Source organism: Embleya sp. NPDC050493 (assembly GCF_044458105.1).
Classification (GTDB): Bacteria; Actinomycetota; Actinomycetes; order Streptomycetales; family Streptomycetaceae; genus Embleya.
In genome coordinates this window covers 1-15,205 of record NZ_JBITHP010000034.1, presented here as the reverse complement: position 1 = coordinate 15,205, position 15,205 = coordinate 1, and the positions used below count along the sequence as shown (strand labels likewise).

The 15,205-nt window shown below is 71.6% G+C and carries 13 protein-coding genes; 5 read left to right on the top strand and 8 right to left on the bottom strand.

Features of this window, described 5'->3' with window-relative positions; translation table 11 throughout:
* Positions 1 to 95 precede the first annotated feature (95 nt).
* Complete coding sequence (locus ACIBM5_RS40385; RefSeq protein ID WP_396011671.1) at positions 96 to 452, top strand: chaplin; 357 nt, start codon at positions 96 to 98, stop codon at positions 450 to 452.
* Positions 453 to 623: 171 nt separating this feature from the next.
* On the opposite strand, the gene ACIBM5_RS40380 is transcribed toward ACIBM5_RS40385, so the two are convergent.
* The 3 genes from ACIBM5_RS40380 to ACIBM5_RS40370 form a co-directional block, all read right to left on the bottom strand.
* Positions 624 to 1,445, bottom strand: a complete 822-nt coding sequence (locus ACIBM5_RS40380; RefSeq protein ID WP_396011670.1) for an SAM-dependent methyltransferase — start codon at positions 1,443 to 1,445, stop codon at positions 624 to 626.
* Positions 1,446 to 1,734: 289 nt separating this feature from the next.
* Complete coding sequence (locus ACIBM5_RS40375) at positions 1,735 to 2,526, bottom strand: hypothetical protein (protein WP_396011669.1); 792 nt, start codon at positions 2,524 to 2,526, stop codon at positions 1,735 to 1,737.
* Positions 2,527 to 2,989: 463 nt separating this feature from the next.
* Positions 2,990 to 4,423, bottom strand: coding sequence for a salicylate synthase (locus ACIBM5_RS40370; RefSeq protein WP_396011668.1), 1,434 nt, complete (start codon positions 4,421 to 4,423; stop codon positions 2,990 to 2,992).
* A gap of 427 nt (positions 4,424 to 4,850) precedes the next feature.
* On the opposite strand from ACIBM5_RS40370, the gene ACIBM5_RS40365 reads away from it, so the two are divergent.
* Both ACIBM5_RS40365 and ACIBM5_RS40360 read left to right on the top strand, forming a co-directional pair.
* Positions 4,851 to 6,494, top strand: a complete 1,644-nt coding sequence (locus ACIBM5_RS40365) for a (2,3-dihydroxybenzoyl)adenylate synthase (protein WP_396011667.1) — start codon at positions 4,851 to 4,853, stop codon at positions 6,492 to 6,494.
* A 161-nt stretch (positions 6,495 to 6,655) separates the two neighbouring features.
* The gene (locus tag ACIBM5_RS40360) at positions 6,656 to 7,444 is read left to right on the top strand and encodes a VOC family protein (RefSeq protein WP_396011666.1); all 789 of its coding nucleotides are present in this window, start codon (positions 6,656 to 6,658) and stop codon (positions 7,442 to 7,444) included.
* A 103-nt stretch (positions 7,445 to 7,547) separates the two neighbouring features.
* Here the strand turns inward: ACIBM5_RS40360 and ACIBM5_RS40355 are convergent, their stop codons facing one another.
* From ACIBM5_RS40355 to ACIBM5_RS40345, 3 genes are all read right to left on the bottom strand, one after another.
* Entirely contained in the window at positions 7,548 to 9,902 is a 2,355-nt protein-coding gene (locus ACIBM5_RS40355; protein WP_396011665.1) for a heavy metal translocating P-type ATPase, read from the bottom strand.
* A 132-nt stretch (positions 9,903 to 10,034) separates the two neighbouring features.
* Complete coding sequence (locus ACIBM5_RS40350) at positions 10,035 to 11,030, bottom strand: hypothetical protein (RefSeq protein WP_396011664.1); 996 nt, start codon at positions 11,028 to 11,030, stop codon at positions 10,035 to 10,037.
* An 88-nt stretch (positions 11,031 to 11,118) separates the two neighbouring features.
* Entirely contained in the window at positions 11,119 to 11,388 is a 270-nt protein-coding gene (locus ACIBM5_RS40345; RefSeq protein WP_396011663.1) for a heavy-metal-associated domain-containing protein, read from the bottom strand.
* 352 nt (positions 11,389 to 11,740) lie between these two features.
* On the opposite strand from ACIBM5_RS40345, the gene ACIBM5_RS40340 reads away from it, so the two are divergent.
* Positions 11,741 to 12,493, top strand: coding sequence for a hypothetical protein (locus tag ACIBM5_RS40340; RefSeq protein WP_396011662.1), 753 nt, complete (start codon positions 11,741 to 11,743; stop codon positions 12,491 to 12,493).
* Between the two features lie 183 nt (positions 12,494 to 12,676).
* Here ACIBM5_RS40340 and ACIBM5_RS40335 read toward each other — a convergent pair whose 3' ends face one another.
* Positions 12,677 to 13,243: a DoxX family protein gene (locus tag ACIBM5_RS40335; RefSeq protein WP_396011661.1), complete on the bottom strand. Its 567-nt coding sequence runs from the start codon at positions 13,241 to 13,243 to the stop codon at positions 12,677 to 12,679.
* Positions 13,244 to 13,385: 142 nt separating this feature from the next.
* Here ACIBM5_RS40335 and ACIBM5_RS40330 point away from each other — a divergent pair, with 142 nt between their 5' ends.
* Entirely contained in the window at positions 13,386 to 13,853 is a 468-nt protein-coding gene (locus tag ACIBM5_RS40330; RefSeq protein ID WP_391589545.1) for a MarR family winged helix-turn-helix transcriptional regulator, read from the top strand.
* A gap of 102 nt (positions 13,854 to 13,955) precedes the next feature.
* Here ACIBM5_RS40330 and ACIBM5_RS40325 read toward each other — a convergent pair.
* On the bottom strand, positions 13,956 to 15,205 hold a 1,250-nt coding region (locus ACIBM5_RS40325), incomplete at its 5' end, for a M28 family peptidase (RefSeq protein ID WP_396011660.1).

Here is a 15,205-nt window from a genome sequence, read left to right as displayed (position 1 = left end):
GGGTGAACACTTCGAAGCACCAGTTGCCGACCCCGTTTCGGGTCGTTGCACCGGGCGGACGCGCCATCCGCGGCGCCATCCGAAACGGAGATCACATGCACACGTTCAAGAAGACCGCGGCCCTGGCCGTCGGTATCACCGCGCTCGTCATGTCGGGTGCGGGTGTCGCCAACGCCGGTTCCGAGGCCCAGGGTGCGGCGGTCGGCTCGCCGGGCGTGCTGTCCGGCAACAACATCCAGGTGCCGATCCACGTGCCGATCAACATCTGCGGCAACACCGTCAACATCATCGGCCTGCTCAACCCGGCCATCGGCAACGTGTGCGCGAACGTCGACGGCGACCACGACAACGGTGGCTACGACAAGGGTGAGCACGGCAAGGGCGAGCACGGCAAGGGCGAGCACCACAAGAGCGAGGCCCCGCAGCACCACGGTGGCGGCTACCAGGGCTGATCCGCCACTCGTCCTCCGGCGATAGCGCTCGACACCGCTGTACCGGCGGCCCCTCCGATGCGGACGGATCGGAGGGGCCGCCACGCCATGCCCGGCCGACGGCGGGTTCGGCGGTGCGGCACGTGCCGGTGGCATGAACCGGTGGCACGTGGCCCTCGCTGCTCCCGGCGGCTACGGCTTGCGTCCCACCGCGCCGTACATGGCCACGTCCGGGGTCTTGTCGCCGGCCTCGGGACGCCAGCGCGAACACGAGACGACGCCGGGTTCGAGCAGTTCCAGGCCGTCGAAGAAGCGCGCGATGCCCTCGGGGGAGCGCTGCTTGAGCCGTGGTGTGCCGTGCGCGTTCCAGAACGCCACGGCGTCGTCCACGTCCGGCGGTGCCGGGGGGCTGGTGACCGTGTGGGACAGGGCCAGATGGCTGCCGGAGGGCAGCGCGTCCAGCAGTCGGCGGACCGTCCCGTATGCCTCGTCGTCGTCGTTGACGAAGATGATCACGCCGAGCAGGACCAGTGCGACGGGTTGGTCGAAGTCCAGCGTCTTGGCCGCGCGGGCCAAGATCTCGTCGACGTCGCGCAGGTCGGCGTCGATGTAGCGGGTCGCCCCCTCCGGGCTGCTGGTCAGCAGGGCCCGGGCGTGCACGAGCACCAGGGGATCGTTGTCCACGTACACGATGCGCGATTCCGGGGCCACGCTCTGGGCGATCTCGTGGGTGTTCCCGGCGGTCGGCAGTCCCGTGCCGATGTCGAGGAACTGGCGGATACCCAGATCGCGGGCGAGATGACGGATCGCTCGGCCCAGGAACTGCCGGTCGGCGAGCGCGTAGTCGCGCGTTCCCGGGTGGATCGCGGCGATTTGATCGCCGGTCTCGCGGTCCACGGGATAGTTGTCCTTGCCGCCCAGCCAGTAGTTCCACACGCGGGCGGTATGCGCCACCTCGGTGTCGATCTTCCGCTCCGGTAAAGCCGATTCTGCATCGAGTATGGGCTCGGCCACGAACTCTCATCTCCAGATGCCGTGTGGGGTGGTCCAGGCCAATCTAGGTGCCCGACACACCCGGCCGACAGGCATCGCGGTGAACGTTCCATCACGTTCGGCGAACATCGCCGGCGCCGAACACGCGGCCGACGGACGGCCGGCGCGGGTCGGGGCGCGGGGTTCGGGCGCGTTCGTGGACGAGGTCGGTGAAGCGTCGCCGGGTGACGACACCGCCGGCCCGAGGCAGCCGCGAGGCGTACCGTCGGGCCGGCGGTGGCCGGTGCATCCGGGCGTACCCGGGGGTGGTTCAGGCCCCGGGGCCGGTGAACAGGCCGCGGCCGGCCTTGATCGCGCGCCCGGCCTTGACCAGGCCCTCCGTGGAGGTACGCACGCTCTCCATCCGGCTCTTGGTGGCGGTCTCGCCCAGGGCCTCGGTGAGTTGGCGGACGTTCATGGGTTCGCCGGTGCCTTCCAACAACGCGGCGATCTCGTCGCGCAGGTGGGAGCGGACCGGGCGAGCGGCCGCCGGTTCGGGCGCGACCGGCTCGACGGGAGCCGCCTTCGCGCGGGTGGACTTCTTCTTGGCGGCGGGCTTGGCGGTGGCCTTGGTCGCCGGCTTGGCAGCGGGCTTTCCGGCAGGCTTGGCGGCGGCGGACTTGGTCGCCGGAGCCTTGCGTGTCGACGCGGACTGTATCCGCGTCTTCTCCTTCGTTGCCGCGACCGCCTTCCGCTTCCGGCTCGGGGCCGGGGCGGTGACCTCCTCCACGGCAACCTCCACCGGCGCCGTCTCGACCGGCGCTTCCTCGACCGCGGTCTCTTCGACCACGGCCTCGGCCACCGGCGCAGCCTCGACCGGCGCCTCGGCGACGGGCTCGGCCTCGACCGGCGCGACCTCGACCGGTGCCGCGGCCTCGGCCTCGGCACGCGGCAGCGGCACCAGCGGACGGATCAGCGCGAGGTGCTCCACCGCGCTGAGCCGAGCCGCCAACTGCCTTTCCACGTCCACCAGTTCCTCGCGCAGCCGGTCTCGCTGCGCAGCCAGTTCGGTAGCCTCCTTCTCCAACGAAATCCGCAGTTCGTCCACAGACGATGCGACCATCCGGCGACTCCTTCTCATTGCCACTGGGACATCGAAGGGGTGAACGCAACCCACTGACGGGGCGACGATTCCCCTTCCGGCGGGCGGGGAAATCCCACCCGCGCTGCGCCCATGATCCACCGAAACCGGTTTCCGCGGGGCGGCGGTATCCAAGTGTGATGAACGGAAGACCCCAATGGTGTAGGGAAGACGAGATCTGTGACGGGTTTTTCGAGGGTCGGGCGGCGCTCGGCGACGGTTTGGGGAACGGATCGTGGCCGCCGACCGTTGTCCCGAATCGCCCGCGCGCGGTCGTTGTTCGCTGCTGCTGCTGCTGCTGCTGCTGCTGCTGCCGGGCCGGTGGCGGTCCGGCGCGCCCGGAGTCGCGGAGCCGGGGAATCGGGACGCCGGGGTGCCGGGGAATCGGGATGCCGGGTACCGTTCCGGCCCGCCCGGCCCCGGTCGGGGCGGGCCGGAACGGTGGTCAGGTCGCAGTCAGTACCGCGGGTTGCGGGTCCTCGGTGTCGCCGGCCGGGTCGGCGCGTTCGGGCACGAGGAAGCGCGAGACGCTGTACAACTTCTCCCGGGTCTCCTCCAGTTCCCGTTCGGGGGTGGAGTGGGCGACGACGCCCGCGCCGGCCCGCAGCCAGGTGCGCCCGCCGTGCCGGAAGACGCTGCGCAGGACCAGGGCGGCGTCCACGGTGCCGTCGGCGTCGACGGTGAGCACCGACCCGCTGTACAGGCCCCGGGGTTCGGTTTCCGTCCGGTGGATCAGTTCGCATGCCTCGGCCTTGGGGATGCCGGAGGCGGTGACCGCCGGGAAGAGTGCGGCGAGCGCGTCCCACGCGGTGCGGCCCTCGGACAGGCGGCCGGACAGTCGCGAGGCCAGGTGTTGCACGCTGCCGCGTTCCTTGACGGTCATGAAGTCGTCGATGCGCACGCTGCCTTCGGCACAGACCGTGGCCAACTCCGCGCGGGCCAGGCGCACGGATATGGCGTGCTCGAAGACCTCCTTGGCATCGCGGTACAACTCGTCGCGACGGGTGCGGTCGGCCGTGGGGTCGCCGGCCAACGCACGGGTGCCCGCCAGCGGCTGGGTGCTCACGGTGCGATCCCGGCTGACCCGGGCGACGATCTCCGGACTGAAGCCGGCCACCTGCCAGCCGCCCAGCCGCAGCAGAAACGATCGTGCCGGGTCGTTGCCCCGGCGGCCGGCGAGGTAGGTGGCGGGCAGGTCGATCGGCTCGGGAACGGGCACGAGGCGGGAGACGATGACCTTGTCCAACCGCCCGGCCCGGATCGCGGCGACCGAGAGCGCCACGGCCGCACGGTAGTCGTCGGCGCCGTGATCGCGCACGTCGGCGCGGACCCGGGCCTTGCGGACGGGCACGTCGGCCGCGGACACCGCCGCGGCGAGTCGCACTTCGAGGTGGTCGAGGTCGTCCGGATCCAGTGCGCGCAGCAGCGCCTCACCCACGGTCAGCCGGATCTCCCGGCGTGGGACGGCGATCCGGGCGATCGGCGGGTCGTCCGGACGCCCGCCGCCGGATGCCGGGTCGGAGGTGGCGGCGGCGTGGCGGGTGCCGGTGTCGGTACCGTGCAACGCGTGGCTCAGCTCGAAGGCCAGCCAGCCGTAAGCCCGCCACCCGGTGACGTCGACGTTCGTCAGGGCCCGGGCCACCGCGTCCAGCGGGCGGGGGCCGGTGGCGAGGGTGTGCGTCTCGCCCGCCACGGTCAGCGTGGTCGCGTCGACACCCGTGGACACGAGTGCGTAGGGCGACTCCCCCCAGCCGACTTCGCCTTCGTTCTCGTAGACGACGAACTCGTCCGTGGTGGAGGCGGCGAGGGCGGCGGCGACGGCGATGGGGTCGGCGGCGCAGGGTACGCGCCGCTCGTGGAAGACCGACGGGGAGGTCACAGCTCTTCTCGCTTTCACGACGGGGCCACAAGCGTTCAAGAGACCGAGCCAAACGGAACTTAGGCTAGCCTAACCTGCATTCCTTCTCCAGGGTCTCGGCGGATGCCGGATTCACCGCCCGTTCGCGCACCTTCGTGTGCCGCCGGGACCTCGGCCGGAGACGCCATGGGCGCGGGTGCGGACAACTTCGGGCCGGGAAGGCGCTGTTGCGCCGGGGTGGCGGTACGCGATGGGGGCGGTTCGGCGGTCGTCGACGGCCGGGGTGCGCCCACGACGTCAATACCCGGGATGCGAGTCGGGGCGGAAATGGCGTGCGGGGCACCGCACATGGTGATTTCCGAGGGGCGAGGACACGGCAGGGGATTCAGGTTAGCCTAACCAAAGTCCCGTATGCCGAACAGTGATCGCTCCGGAGGTCGACAACCCGATGAGCCAAGCCAACTCGCCGGCGCCGCCGCGCGCCTCGGGCCTGACGCCGTGGCCGGAGGAGACCGCCGCCGGATACCGTGCGGCCGGCTACTGGGACGGCCGCACGCTGGGCCGGTTGTTGCGCGACTGGACCGCCGAGTACGGCGACGCTCTCGCCGTCGTGGCCGGCGAAGAGCGCCTGACCTACCGTCAACTCGACGCGCGGGCCGACCGGATGGCCGGCGGGCTCGCCGACCTCGGCATTCGCGCCGGCGACCGGGTCGTGGTGCAACTGCCCAACATCGCCGCGTTCCCGGTGCTGTTCTTCGCCCTGACCCGACTCGGCGCGATCCCGGTGCTCACCCTGCCCGCGCACCGGATCACCGAGATCGCCCACCTGGCCCGGCTGAGCGAGGCCGTCGCCTATGTGGTGGCCGACGAGGTGGCCGGCTTCGACTACCGCGACCTGGCAACCCTGGTGCGTGCCGAGGCGCCCTCGGTGCGGCACGTCCTGGTCTCCGGCGACCCCGGACCGCATCGGGCCCTGGACACCGTGGACGGCGAACCCCGCCAGTACGCCGAACCCGATCCGGGCGACGTGGCACTGCTGTTGGTGTCCGGCGGCACCACCGGCGTACCCAAACTCATCCCGCGCACCCACGACGACTACGGGTACAACGCGCGGGCCAGTGCGCAGGCGTGCGACCTCGACGCGGACACGGTCTACCTCGCGTGCCTGCCGGTCGCGCACAACTTCCCGCTGGCCTGCCCGGGCCTGCTCGGCACCCTGTCCGTGGGCGGTACCGTGGTGCTCTCCCCGTCCCCGGCGCCCGACGCCGCGTTCCCGCTGATCCAGGCCGAGGGCGTCACGCACACCGCGCTGGTCCCGCCCCTGATCCCGCTGTGGCTGGACACCGCCGAATGGGACGACAGCGACCTGTCCAGCCTCCGGGTGCTCCAGGCCGGCGGCTCGAAGTTGTCCGCCGAGGTGGCCCGGACCGTTCCCGAGGGCCTGGGCTGCGCCGTGCAACAGGTCTTCGGCATGGCCGAGGGCCTGCTCAACTACACCCGCGCCGGCGACGACGACGCGACGGTGACCGGCACCCAGGGCCGCCCGCTGTGCCCCGACGACGAACTCCGCATCGTGGACCCGGCGGGACGCGACGTCGCCCCCGGCGAGATCGGCGAACTGCTGGTCCGGGGGCCGTACACGCTGCGCGGCTACTACCGCGCACCCGAGGTCAACGCCACGGCCTTCACCGCCGACGGCTTCTACTGCTCCGGCGACCTGGTCCGGCGACTGCCCTCCGGATACCTGGTGGTCGAGGGGCGGGTGAAGGACACCATCGACCGCAACGGCGAGAGCGTGTCCGCCGAGGAGGTCGAGACCCACGTCCGAGCCCACCCGGGCATCGAGCAGTGTGCGGCGATCGGGCTGTCCGACCCCGATCGCGGCGAACAGATCTGCGCGGTGGTGGTCCCGGCGGGCGGAGCGGCGGCGCCCACGGCGGCCCAGTTGCGCGCGTTCCTGATCGAGCGTGGCGTCGCGGCCTTCAAACTGCCGGACCGCATCGCCGTCGTCACCGAGTTCCCGCTCACCGCGATCGGCAAGATCGACAAGCGCGCGTTGGCCGAGGGGTTGTCCGCGTCCGCGGCGCACTGATTCCCGGGCGGCAGGGCCCCCGCAGCCGTGCACGCGGGCCGGACCGCGGCTGCCGGGGCCGGACCCGGCCACGGGCGTCGACCGGTGGCGAGCGACCGTGCGGGCGCTGACGATGAGGAGCACGGGGGCGTTCTTCGTCGGCTTCTCTGGAGGTTCTCGTCATGCCCGTGGTCACCAACCCCTACGTACCCGGCACGCCCTGCTGGGTCGACCTGATGGTCCCCGACCAGCAGGCCGCCCTCGACTTCTACCGCGACCTGTTCGGCTGGCAGGGCGAGGTCGGGCCGGAGGAGACCGGCGGTTACGCCGTTTGCTCGCTGAACGGGAAGGCCGTCGCGGGCATCATGACCGCGATGTCCCCGGACGGCGGGCCGACGCCGCCGACCGCGTGGACCACGTACCTGGCCACCGCCGACGCCGACGCCACGCAGGAGGCGATCAAGAAGGCCGGCGGCACGGTGCTCATGCCGGTGATGGACGTGATGACGCTGGGCCGGATGTGCGTGGTCGCCGAGCCCACCGGTGCCGTGTTCGGCCTGTGGCAGGCCCGGGACTTCGGCGGTGCGGAGGTGGTCAACGAGCCCGGCGCGGTGATCTGGAACGAGCTGAACACCGGCGACGTCGCCGTCGCGGGCAGGTTCTGCTCGACCGCGCTGGGCCTGGCGGCCGAGCCGATGGAGGGCGCCGAGGGCTACCACTCGCTGAGCGCGAACGGCCGCGTGGTCGCCGGGATGCAGGGCCTGGACCGGATGCCCCCCGGTACGCCCGCGCACTGGCTGACCTACTTCTCCGTGGACGACACCGACAGCACCGTCGATGCGCTGGTCCGGGCCGGCGGCAACGTGCTCAAGCCGCCGTTCGACATGATGGCGGGTCGGATGGCCGTGGTCCAGGATCCGCAGGGGGGCGCGTTCGCCGTGATCCAGGCGGTGGGCCCGACGCCGTCCTGACCCGGCCCGCGCTCGGCGCGGGATCGAAGACGGCCCCAGGCCGAAGCCCGCTCGATGCGGTGGCATCGAGCGGGCTTCGGCGACCGTGCTCGGGTGCGGCGGGTCAGGCGGAGATCGGGGCGGGTGCGGTGGTGTCGGTGGTGTCGGCGGTGTCGGTCGAGGTCGGGTGGGTGTCGTCGGCCAGTGCCCTGAAGCCGCGCAGCCGCAGGCTGTTGCTGATCACGAAGACCGAACTGAAGGCCATCGCGGCGCCGGCGAGCATCGGGTTGAGCAGCCCGGCGGCGGCGAGCGGCAGGGCGGCCACGTTGTAGGCGAAGGCCCAGAACAGGTTGGACTTGATGGTGCCGAGCGTCCTGCGGGCCAGCCGGATCGCATCCGCGGCGGCGCGCAGGTCGCCGCGGACCAGGGTCAGGTCGGACGCCTCGATCGCGACGTCGGTGCCGGTGCCCATGGCCAGGCCGAGATCGGCGGTGGCAAGTGCCGCCGCGTCGTTGACGCCGTCGCCGACCATGGCCACGATCCGGCCCTCGGCCTGGAGGCGGGTGACCACGTCCACCTTGTCCTTGGGCATCACCTCGGCGTGCACGTGCTCCGGGTCGATTCCCACCTGCGCGGCGACGGTGTGCGCCACGGTGGTGTTGTCGCCGGTGAGCAGGATCGGGGTGAGCCCGAGTTCGCGGAAGCGCCGGATGGCCTCGGCCGAGGTGGGCTTGACCGCGTCGGCGACCACCAGGACGGCGCGGGCCTTCCCGTCCCACGCCACCGCGACGGCGGTGCGACCGAGGGCTTCGGCGTCGGTCATCGCCCGTTCCAGCTCGACCGGCAGGTCCAGGGCCCATTCGGTGAGCAACCGGGTGCGGCCGACCAGGACGGCGTGGCCCTCGACGATGCCCTGCACGCCGAGCCCCTCGACGTTGGCGAAGTCCTCGGGGTCGGGCAGGTCGCCGACGCGCTCGGCCGCACCGGTGGCGATGGCCTGGGCGATCGGGTGCTCGGACGCGTTCTCCAGGGCCCCCGCGAGACGCAGCACCTCGTCGAGGTGCTCGCCGGCCGCGAGGTGGGTGTCGAGGAGGGTCATCCGACCGGTGGTGACGGTGCCGGTCTTGTCCAGCACGATCGTGTCGACACGGCGGGTGGATTCCAGGACCTCGGGGCCCTTGATCAGGATGCCCAGTTGGGCGCCGCGCCCGGTGCCGACCATGAGGGCGGTGGGGGTGGCCAGGCCCAGGGCGCACGGGCAGGCGATGATCAGCACGGCGACGGCCGCGGTGAACGCGCCGGCGATGCCCTGTCCGGTGCCCCACCAGAAGCCCAGGGTGGCGGCGGCCAGGGCGATGACGATGGGCACGAAGATGCCGGAGACCCGGTCGGCCAGGCGCTGCACCTGGGCCTTGCCGTTCTGGGCGTCCTCGACCAGGCGGGCCATCCGGGCGAGTTGGGTGTCGGCGCCGATCCGGCCGGCCCGCACGACCAGGCGGCCGCCGGCGTTGACGGTCGCGCCGGTGACGCCGTCGCCGGGGCCGACCTCGACCGGCACCGATTCACCGGTCAGCATCGAGGCGTCCACGGCTGAGGTGCCCTGCTCGATCACCCCGTCGGTGGCGATCTTCTCGCCGGGGCGGACCACGAACAGGTCGCCGACGGCCAATTGCTCGACCGGGATGCGCTCCTCGCGGCCGTCGCGCAGCACCGCCACGTCCCGGGCGCCGAGTTCGAGCAGGGCCTTGAGGGCCGCCCCGGAGCGGCGCTTGGCACGGGCCTCGAAGTAGCGGCCGGCGAGGATGAACGTGGTCACGCCGGCGGCGGCTTCGAGGTAGATGTTGCCCGCTCCGTCGCCGCGCTCGATGGCGAAGGAGAACGCGTGGGTCATGCCGGGCTCGCCGGCCGAGCCCCAGAACAGGGCGTACACGGACCACGCGAGTGCGGCGAGGGTGCCCATCGACACGAGCGTGTCCATGGTCGAGGTGCCGTGCCGCAGGTTGGTCCACGCGGCCTTGTGGAACGGCCACGCGCCGTACGCGACGACCGGCCAGGCCAGGGCGAGGGAGAGCCACTGCCAGTTGGTGAACTGCAGGGCCGGCGCCATCGCCATCGCGATCACCGGCACGGTCAGCACGGCCGAGATCAGCAGCCGGTCGCGCAGGGCGCGGACCCGACCCCCGTCCGGGTCCCCGTCCGGCGCCGGTGCGCCGGCGGTTCCGGCGGTCTCGGGCGGGGCGGGGAGCTCGGCGGTGTATCCGGCGGCCTCGACCTGGGCGACCAGGTCGGTCGGTGCGATGTCGGCGGAGTAGGTGACCTTGGCCTTCTCGGTGGCGTAGTTGACCGTCGCGGTCACACCGTCGAGCTTGTTGAGCCGCTTCTCGATGCGCATCGCGCACGAGGCACAGGTCATGCCGCCGATCGACAGCTCGATTTCCCCGCTGTCCGGTGGCGCCGAGGTCTCGGTGGTCGATCCCATCGCCTGCTCCTTCGCATCTCGCTCGTGCTGGTGTGGCCGTCCCACGATCACACTTCGACTATACCCTAGGGGGGTATAAATCGCACGGAGATCGGCCTTGGTTCGAATCTTGACGGTGTTTCGCAGGACGGCCTAGTGGCCGTGCTCGCCGTGTTCCGGTGCGGTGGCGGGCGGCGCGGCGGGTGCCGGGGTGGTGCTCGGGGCGCCGACTGCGACGGTGAATTCGGCGGTGCGGACCGTGCCCTGGTGTTGGAAGTCGAGGTACAGGCGGTAGTTGCCGGCGCTCGGTGCCTGGGCGTGGAAGGCGATGCCGGGGCCGGCGGGGGTCTTGCCGTCGCCGGGCGCGCCCTGCGGGTGGACGTGCAGGTAGCCGAGGTCGCCCTGGCGCAGTGCGACCAGGTGGCCGTAGGCGCCGAGGTAGGGCTGGAGGTCGGTGACCGGACGGCCGTCCCGGCTCACGTTCAGGGTGAGCAGGCCGGATTCGGTCGCGGACAGGTCGCCGGTCAGGGACACGGTGTAGCCGTCGACGGTCGCGGTGCGGGTCGGGGCCGGCAGGGCAACCGGTTCGTAGCCGCCCGCGACGATCACGTCGGCGCCGAGGGTGAGCGCCCCGGCCGGATCGCCGGTGGGGGAGAAGTCGGCGAATACGCGGTACGTACCCGCGCTCGCGAAGGTCAGCGGGACGCTCCAGGTCCCGTCCGCGCCGAGTACGGGATGTATGTGTTGAAAGCCGGACAGGTCGCGCCGGGCCACGATCAGATGCAGGTCCTTGTCGTGGGCGCGGTCGTAGCGGGTCCACGGCTGTCCGTCCGGGCCGAGCACGCGGAAGCGGAAGTCGGTCGGGGTGCCGGCCGGCAGCGGTTCGGCGGGCGGGACGAGGGTGTAGCCGCGCTCGGAGACCTGGAGGCCGCCGGGTATCTCGGCGACGGCGGGCGCGGCGCCGGCGGGGCCGGGGGCGCGCGTGCCGTTCGGCCCGACCGGCGCCCCGGCGGTGTCGCCGCCGTGCTTGCCGTGCGCGGGGGCCGGGTCGGAGCCGACCGGGCCGACCGCGTGGCCCACGCCGAATGCGGCGCCGAAGGCCAGGACGATGCCGGCGCCGAACGCGCCGACCTTGACTGCCGTGTTCATGGTCTCTCCCTGGTCGATTCGTCGACGGCGTGGCGGTCGGTGGGGGTGCCGGGAGGGCGCCGGTGCCGGCCGCCGCCCTCCCGGGGCGTCAGTGGCAGCTGCCGCAGCAGCTCGCACCCGCCGCCGGCGTCGCGTCCGGGACGAGCTGGTAGCCGGCCTCGTCGATCGCCGCCGCGACGGCCGCCTCGTCGAGCGCGGCGTCGGCCGTCACGGTGACCTTGCCGCTCGCCAGGTCGACCGCGACGTCGGTGACGCCGTCGAGCCGGCCGAGTTCGGCCCGAACCGACGAGACGCAGTGGCCGCAGGTCATGCCGGTGACGGTGTAGGTCGTGGCGACGGCGGAAGTGGACGTGCCCATGGCGAAGCCTCCTGATGCTCGGATCGGCCGCACCGGATGTGGCCCGGTCGGCGAGTACGATTACAACATACCCCCCCTAGGTATGTAGTCAAGCCGTTCGGGCCGATCGAGAGTGGCGTCGGGCATGTGGAACGAGAACTTTTGCGGCCGATCGGGGTATCTCGGGCGTGGACGGGGCGACCCATCGTTCGACATTGCCGATGATCGGCAGCCCGGGACGCGCGGGCATGCCGACAACGAGGATGTCGGCACGTCGATCACACCTGTGACAGTGGTGCCCGTCGCGGGGGGCGGCTCGGTGGACCGGATCCCTCCTGCGCGCCTTCCGGCTTCACCTGGGTCAAGGAGCACCATGCGCATCTTCCGTACAGCCGTCGTCTCGACCGCCGTCGCTCTCGCCGTCGCCGGTCCGGCCGCCTGCGACGACGACTCGGAGAAGTCCAATGCGAGCAAGGACGCGAGGGTGTTGGCCGACGAGGCCCTGGCCCTGCTGCACGGGTCCGAGGGAGTGCGGATGGTCGGCGGCGGCGACAACACCGGCAAGCGGCAGGAGCTGGACGTCTGCCTGCGGAACACCGACATGAAGGGCACGATGAAGGTCGACGGGGCGCCCGTGGACGTCGTCCAGGTCGGCACCGTCGTCTACATGAAGGCCGAAGCCGATTTCTGGACCGGGACCGTCGGGCCGGACAACCCGCAGGCGGCCGAGTTGGGCATGCTGCTCGCGGGCAAGTACGTGAAGTACTCGACCCGGGGCGAGGGCGCCGAGGGCGGGACGTTCGGCAACATGAGCAACATCTTCGACGGGTCCGGCGACGGGGTGGCCAAGGACTCGGTCGTCACGATCGACGGCAGGAAGCTGGTTCCGCTGAGCAAGAAGAACGCGCGCGGGAACACCGTGACGCTGCATGTCCCGGAGCGGGGCGAGCCGTTCCCGATACTGGTCACCGTGTCGGGCAGCGTGCGGATGAAGATGACGCTCGCCCGGGGAGGGGAGAAGTGTGTGCCTGTCGTGCCGCCCGCCGATCAGGTGATCGACCCGGAGGCCTTGGACCGGGGTGGCGACCCGACGGCCCCCGCGGCCCCGACGACGGCCCGGGCCTGACCGCAGCGATCGTCGACGAGCCCGTCGGCGGGATCGACGCGGGCGTCGATCGGGGACGGGTGGCCCCGGTCCCGGGTGTCCGGGGCCGGGGCCGGTGGTGGTCCGTGGCGGAGGCTGCCCGGGGTGCCTCCGGGCCGGCGGGGACCGGCTGCCCGGGGTGCCTCGGGTGCTCGGGCAGGGGCGTCAGTCGCGGAGCATCAGGATGACGCCGGCGGTGACCACGCCGATCGCGACGGCGGCAATGCCGTACGCGAGGCGGTGGGCGCGCAGGATCGGGAGGAAACGGTCGACGGCCAGACGGCCCGGCCCGGTCAGGGCGAGGGCGGCGGCGGCCGAGGTCAGCAGCAGCTCGTACTCCACGCCCTTCGGCGCGAAGAAGCCGCCGTCCCACTTGACCGCGATGGCGTTGATCATGGTGCCCACGATGGCCGCGGCGGCAAGCGGGGTGCACAGCCCGATCACCAGGGCCAGACCGCCGAAGGTCTCGGTGAGGCCGGCCACGGTCGCCATCGCCTTGCCGGAGGGGTAGCCGCTCATGGTGAAGAACTGGCCGGTGCCGTCCAGGCCGGCACCGTCGAACCAGCCGAACAACTTCTGGCTGCCGTGCGCGGCCATGGTCAGGCCGACCACCACCCGCAGCAGGACCAGCCCCAGGTCGTAGCCGTGCAGGGACGGGCCGGCCGCGGGCGGCGACGCGGGGCCGGCGGGCCGGTCGAGGCTGCGGAGGGTCGTCTCGGCGGGGGAGGCCATGTGGGTGTCTCCTGTCGATGCGAGGTCGTCGGACGATCGTCGGTTGTTCATTCGATCCCGGGCCGTTCGGCCAGTTCAAATTTGAACTACTTCGACGCTACAGGCCGACTCGGGCTTCGACAAGCTCAGTAGGCTGGAGCGCATGAGCGAACCGCGTTGGCTGGACGACCTCGAGATGGCTGCGTGGCATGGCTTCGTCGAGGCCGGCCACCGCGTGGACCGGGCACTGGAGCGCCAACTCAAGGACGAGGCCGGTCTCTCGCATCCGCAGTACGAGATCCTCGTACACCTCTCCGGGGCGCCCGACGGCGAGTTGCGGATGGCCGAACTGGCGGAGAAATTGATCACTTCCAAGAGCGGGATCACCTACCAGGTGGCCCAGCTGGAGAAGTCGGGACTGGTCCGCCGACGCGCGTGCCCCGACCAACCGCGCGGTGTCTTCGCGGTGCTGACGGAGCAGGGTGCGGAACGGTTGCGCGGTGCCGCGCCGGCGCACGTCGAGCGGGTTCGCGAAGTATTGATCGACGTCCTGGATCGCGAGCAACTCGCGGTACTGGCAGAGGCGTTGGGCACGGTCGGCCGCCGGCTGCGGGCGCACGACCGGGCCTGATCGACGCCCCCGCCGAGCGGCGCCCGAACGCCGAGGCGCCCCGCTCCCGGACGTTGCGTCGGGAGCGGGGCGCCGATCGTCGGATGAACGATCGAGGACGGGTCAGGAGATGCTGACGTCGTCCACGTAGAAGGTGGTCGTGGCGGATTCGTCCTCGTCACCGGCGAACTGGAGAGTGATCGTCCGGCCCGCGTAGGCGCTCAGATCGACGCTCTTCTGGACGTAGGCACCGGTGGCGCCGACGTTGGAGTAGGTGGCCAGGGTCGTGCCGTCGACCTGGACCTTGAGCGTGTCGTAGACCGTGGAACCGACCTCCTGGGTGGTGGTCTTGACCCACAGGCGGAGCGTGCCGTTGGCCGGGACGGAGATGTTGGACTGGCTCAGGGTTTCGGTGGCGGTGCTGCCGTAACCCATCATCCAGGCGTACCAGCTACCGCTGTGCGCGGTGGCCTGGCTGCTGTTGGTGATGTCGTTGGCGCTCTGTGTCCAGTTGGCGGTGCCCTGCTCGAAGCCGCCGTTCTGGAGCGCGTTGCCCGGGTTGCTGTTGCCCACGGTCAGCGTGTACGTCGCCGTGTGGGTGACCGAGCCGGTGCCGGTGATGGTGATCGGGTAGGTGCCGGGAGTGGTACCGGCCGCGACCGTGATGGTGGCGGTCGAGGACGACCCGGACTGCACGGACGTCGGGTTGAACGTCACGGTGACGCCGCTCGGGGCGCCGCTTGCGCTCAGCGCCACGGTCTGCGCGGGGGCGGTCACGGTGCTGGTGTTCACCGTCGTGGAGACGGTGCCGCCGCCGGAGGGGACGGTGCCCGCGCCGGGCGTGACCGAGATGGAGAAGTCGGGGCCGGGGGTCGGGCCGCCGACCGCGGTCTTCCAGATGGTGTAGGCGACACCGTCGGCGCTGCGGTCCAGGACCGTGGCGTTGATGTTGGACGTGGTGTCACACGCGGAGTGGTAGCAGGAGTCGTAGGAGGCGTTCGCCTGGCCGCCCCACTTCGTCGCCTGGGCGGAGGTCTTGACCGCGTCGGCGCCGGCCGCATAGCCGGAGGTGGGGATGCCGCCCTGCTGGAAGGAGTAGTCGTCGGAACGGCCCTGGCCCTCGACGTTCTCCTCGGGACGCAGGTTCAACGAGTCCCAGTACGCCTTCATCGGCGCTGCCGTGGTGGAGTTGAGGTTGTTGATGAAGTAGCCGCCGTTGGGCGAGCCGACCATGTCGAAGTTGTAGTAGCCCTTGATCGCGGAGCGTTGTGCGGACGTGAGCTGGCCCACGTAGAACTGGGAGCCCTGGAGGCCCTGTTCCTCGCCGGCCCACCAGCCGAAGCGGACGTGCTTGGTGAGGGTGGGGTTGGCCT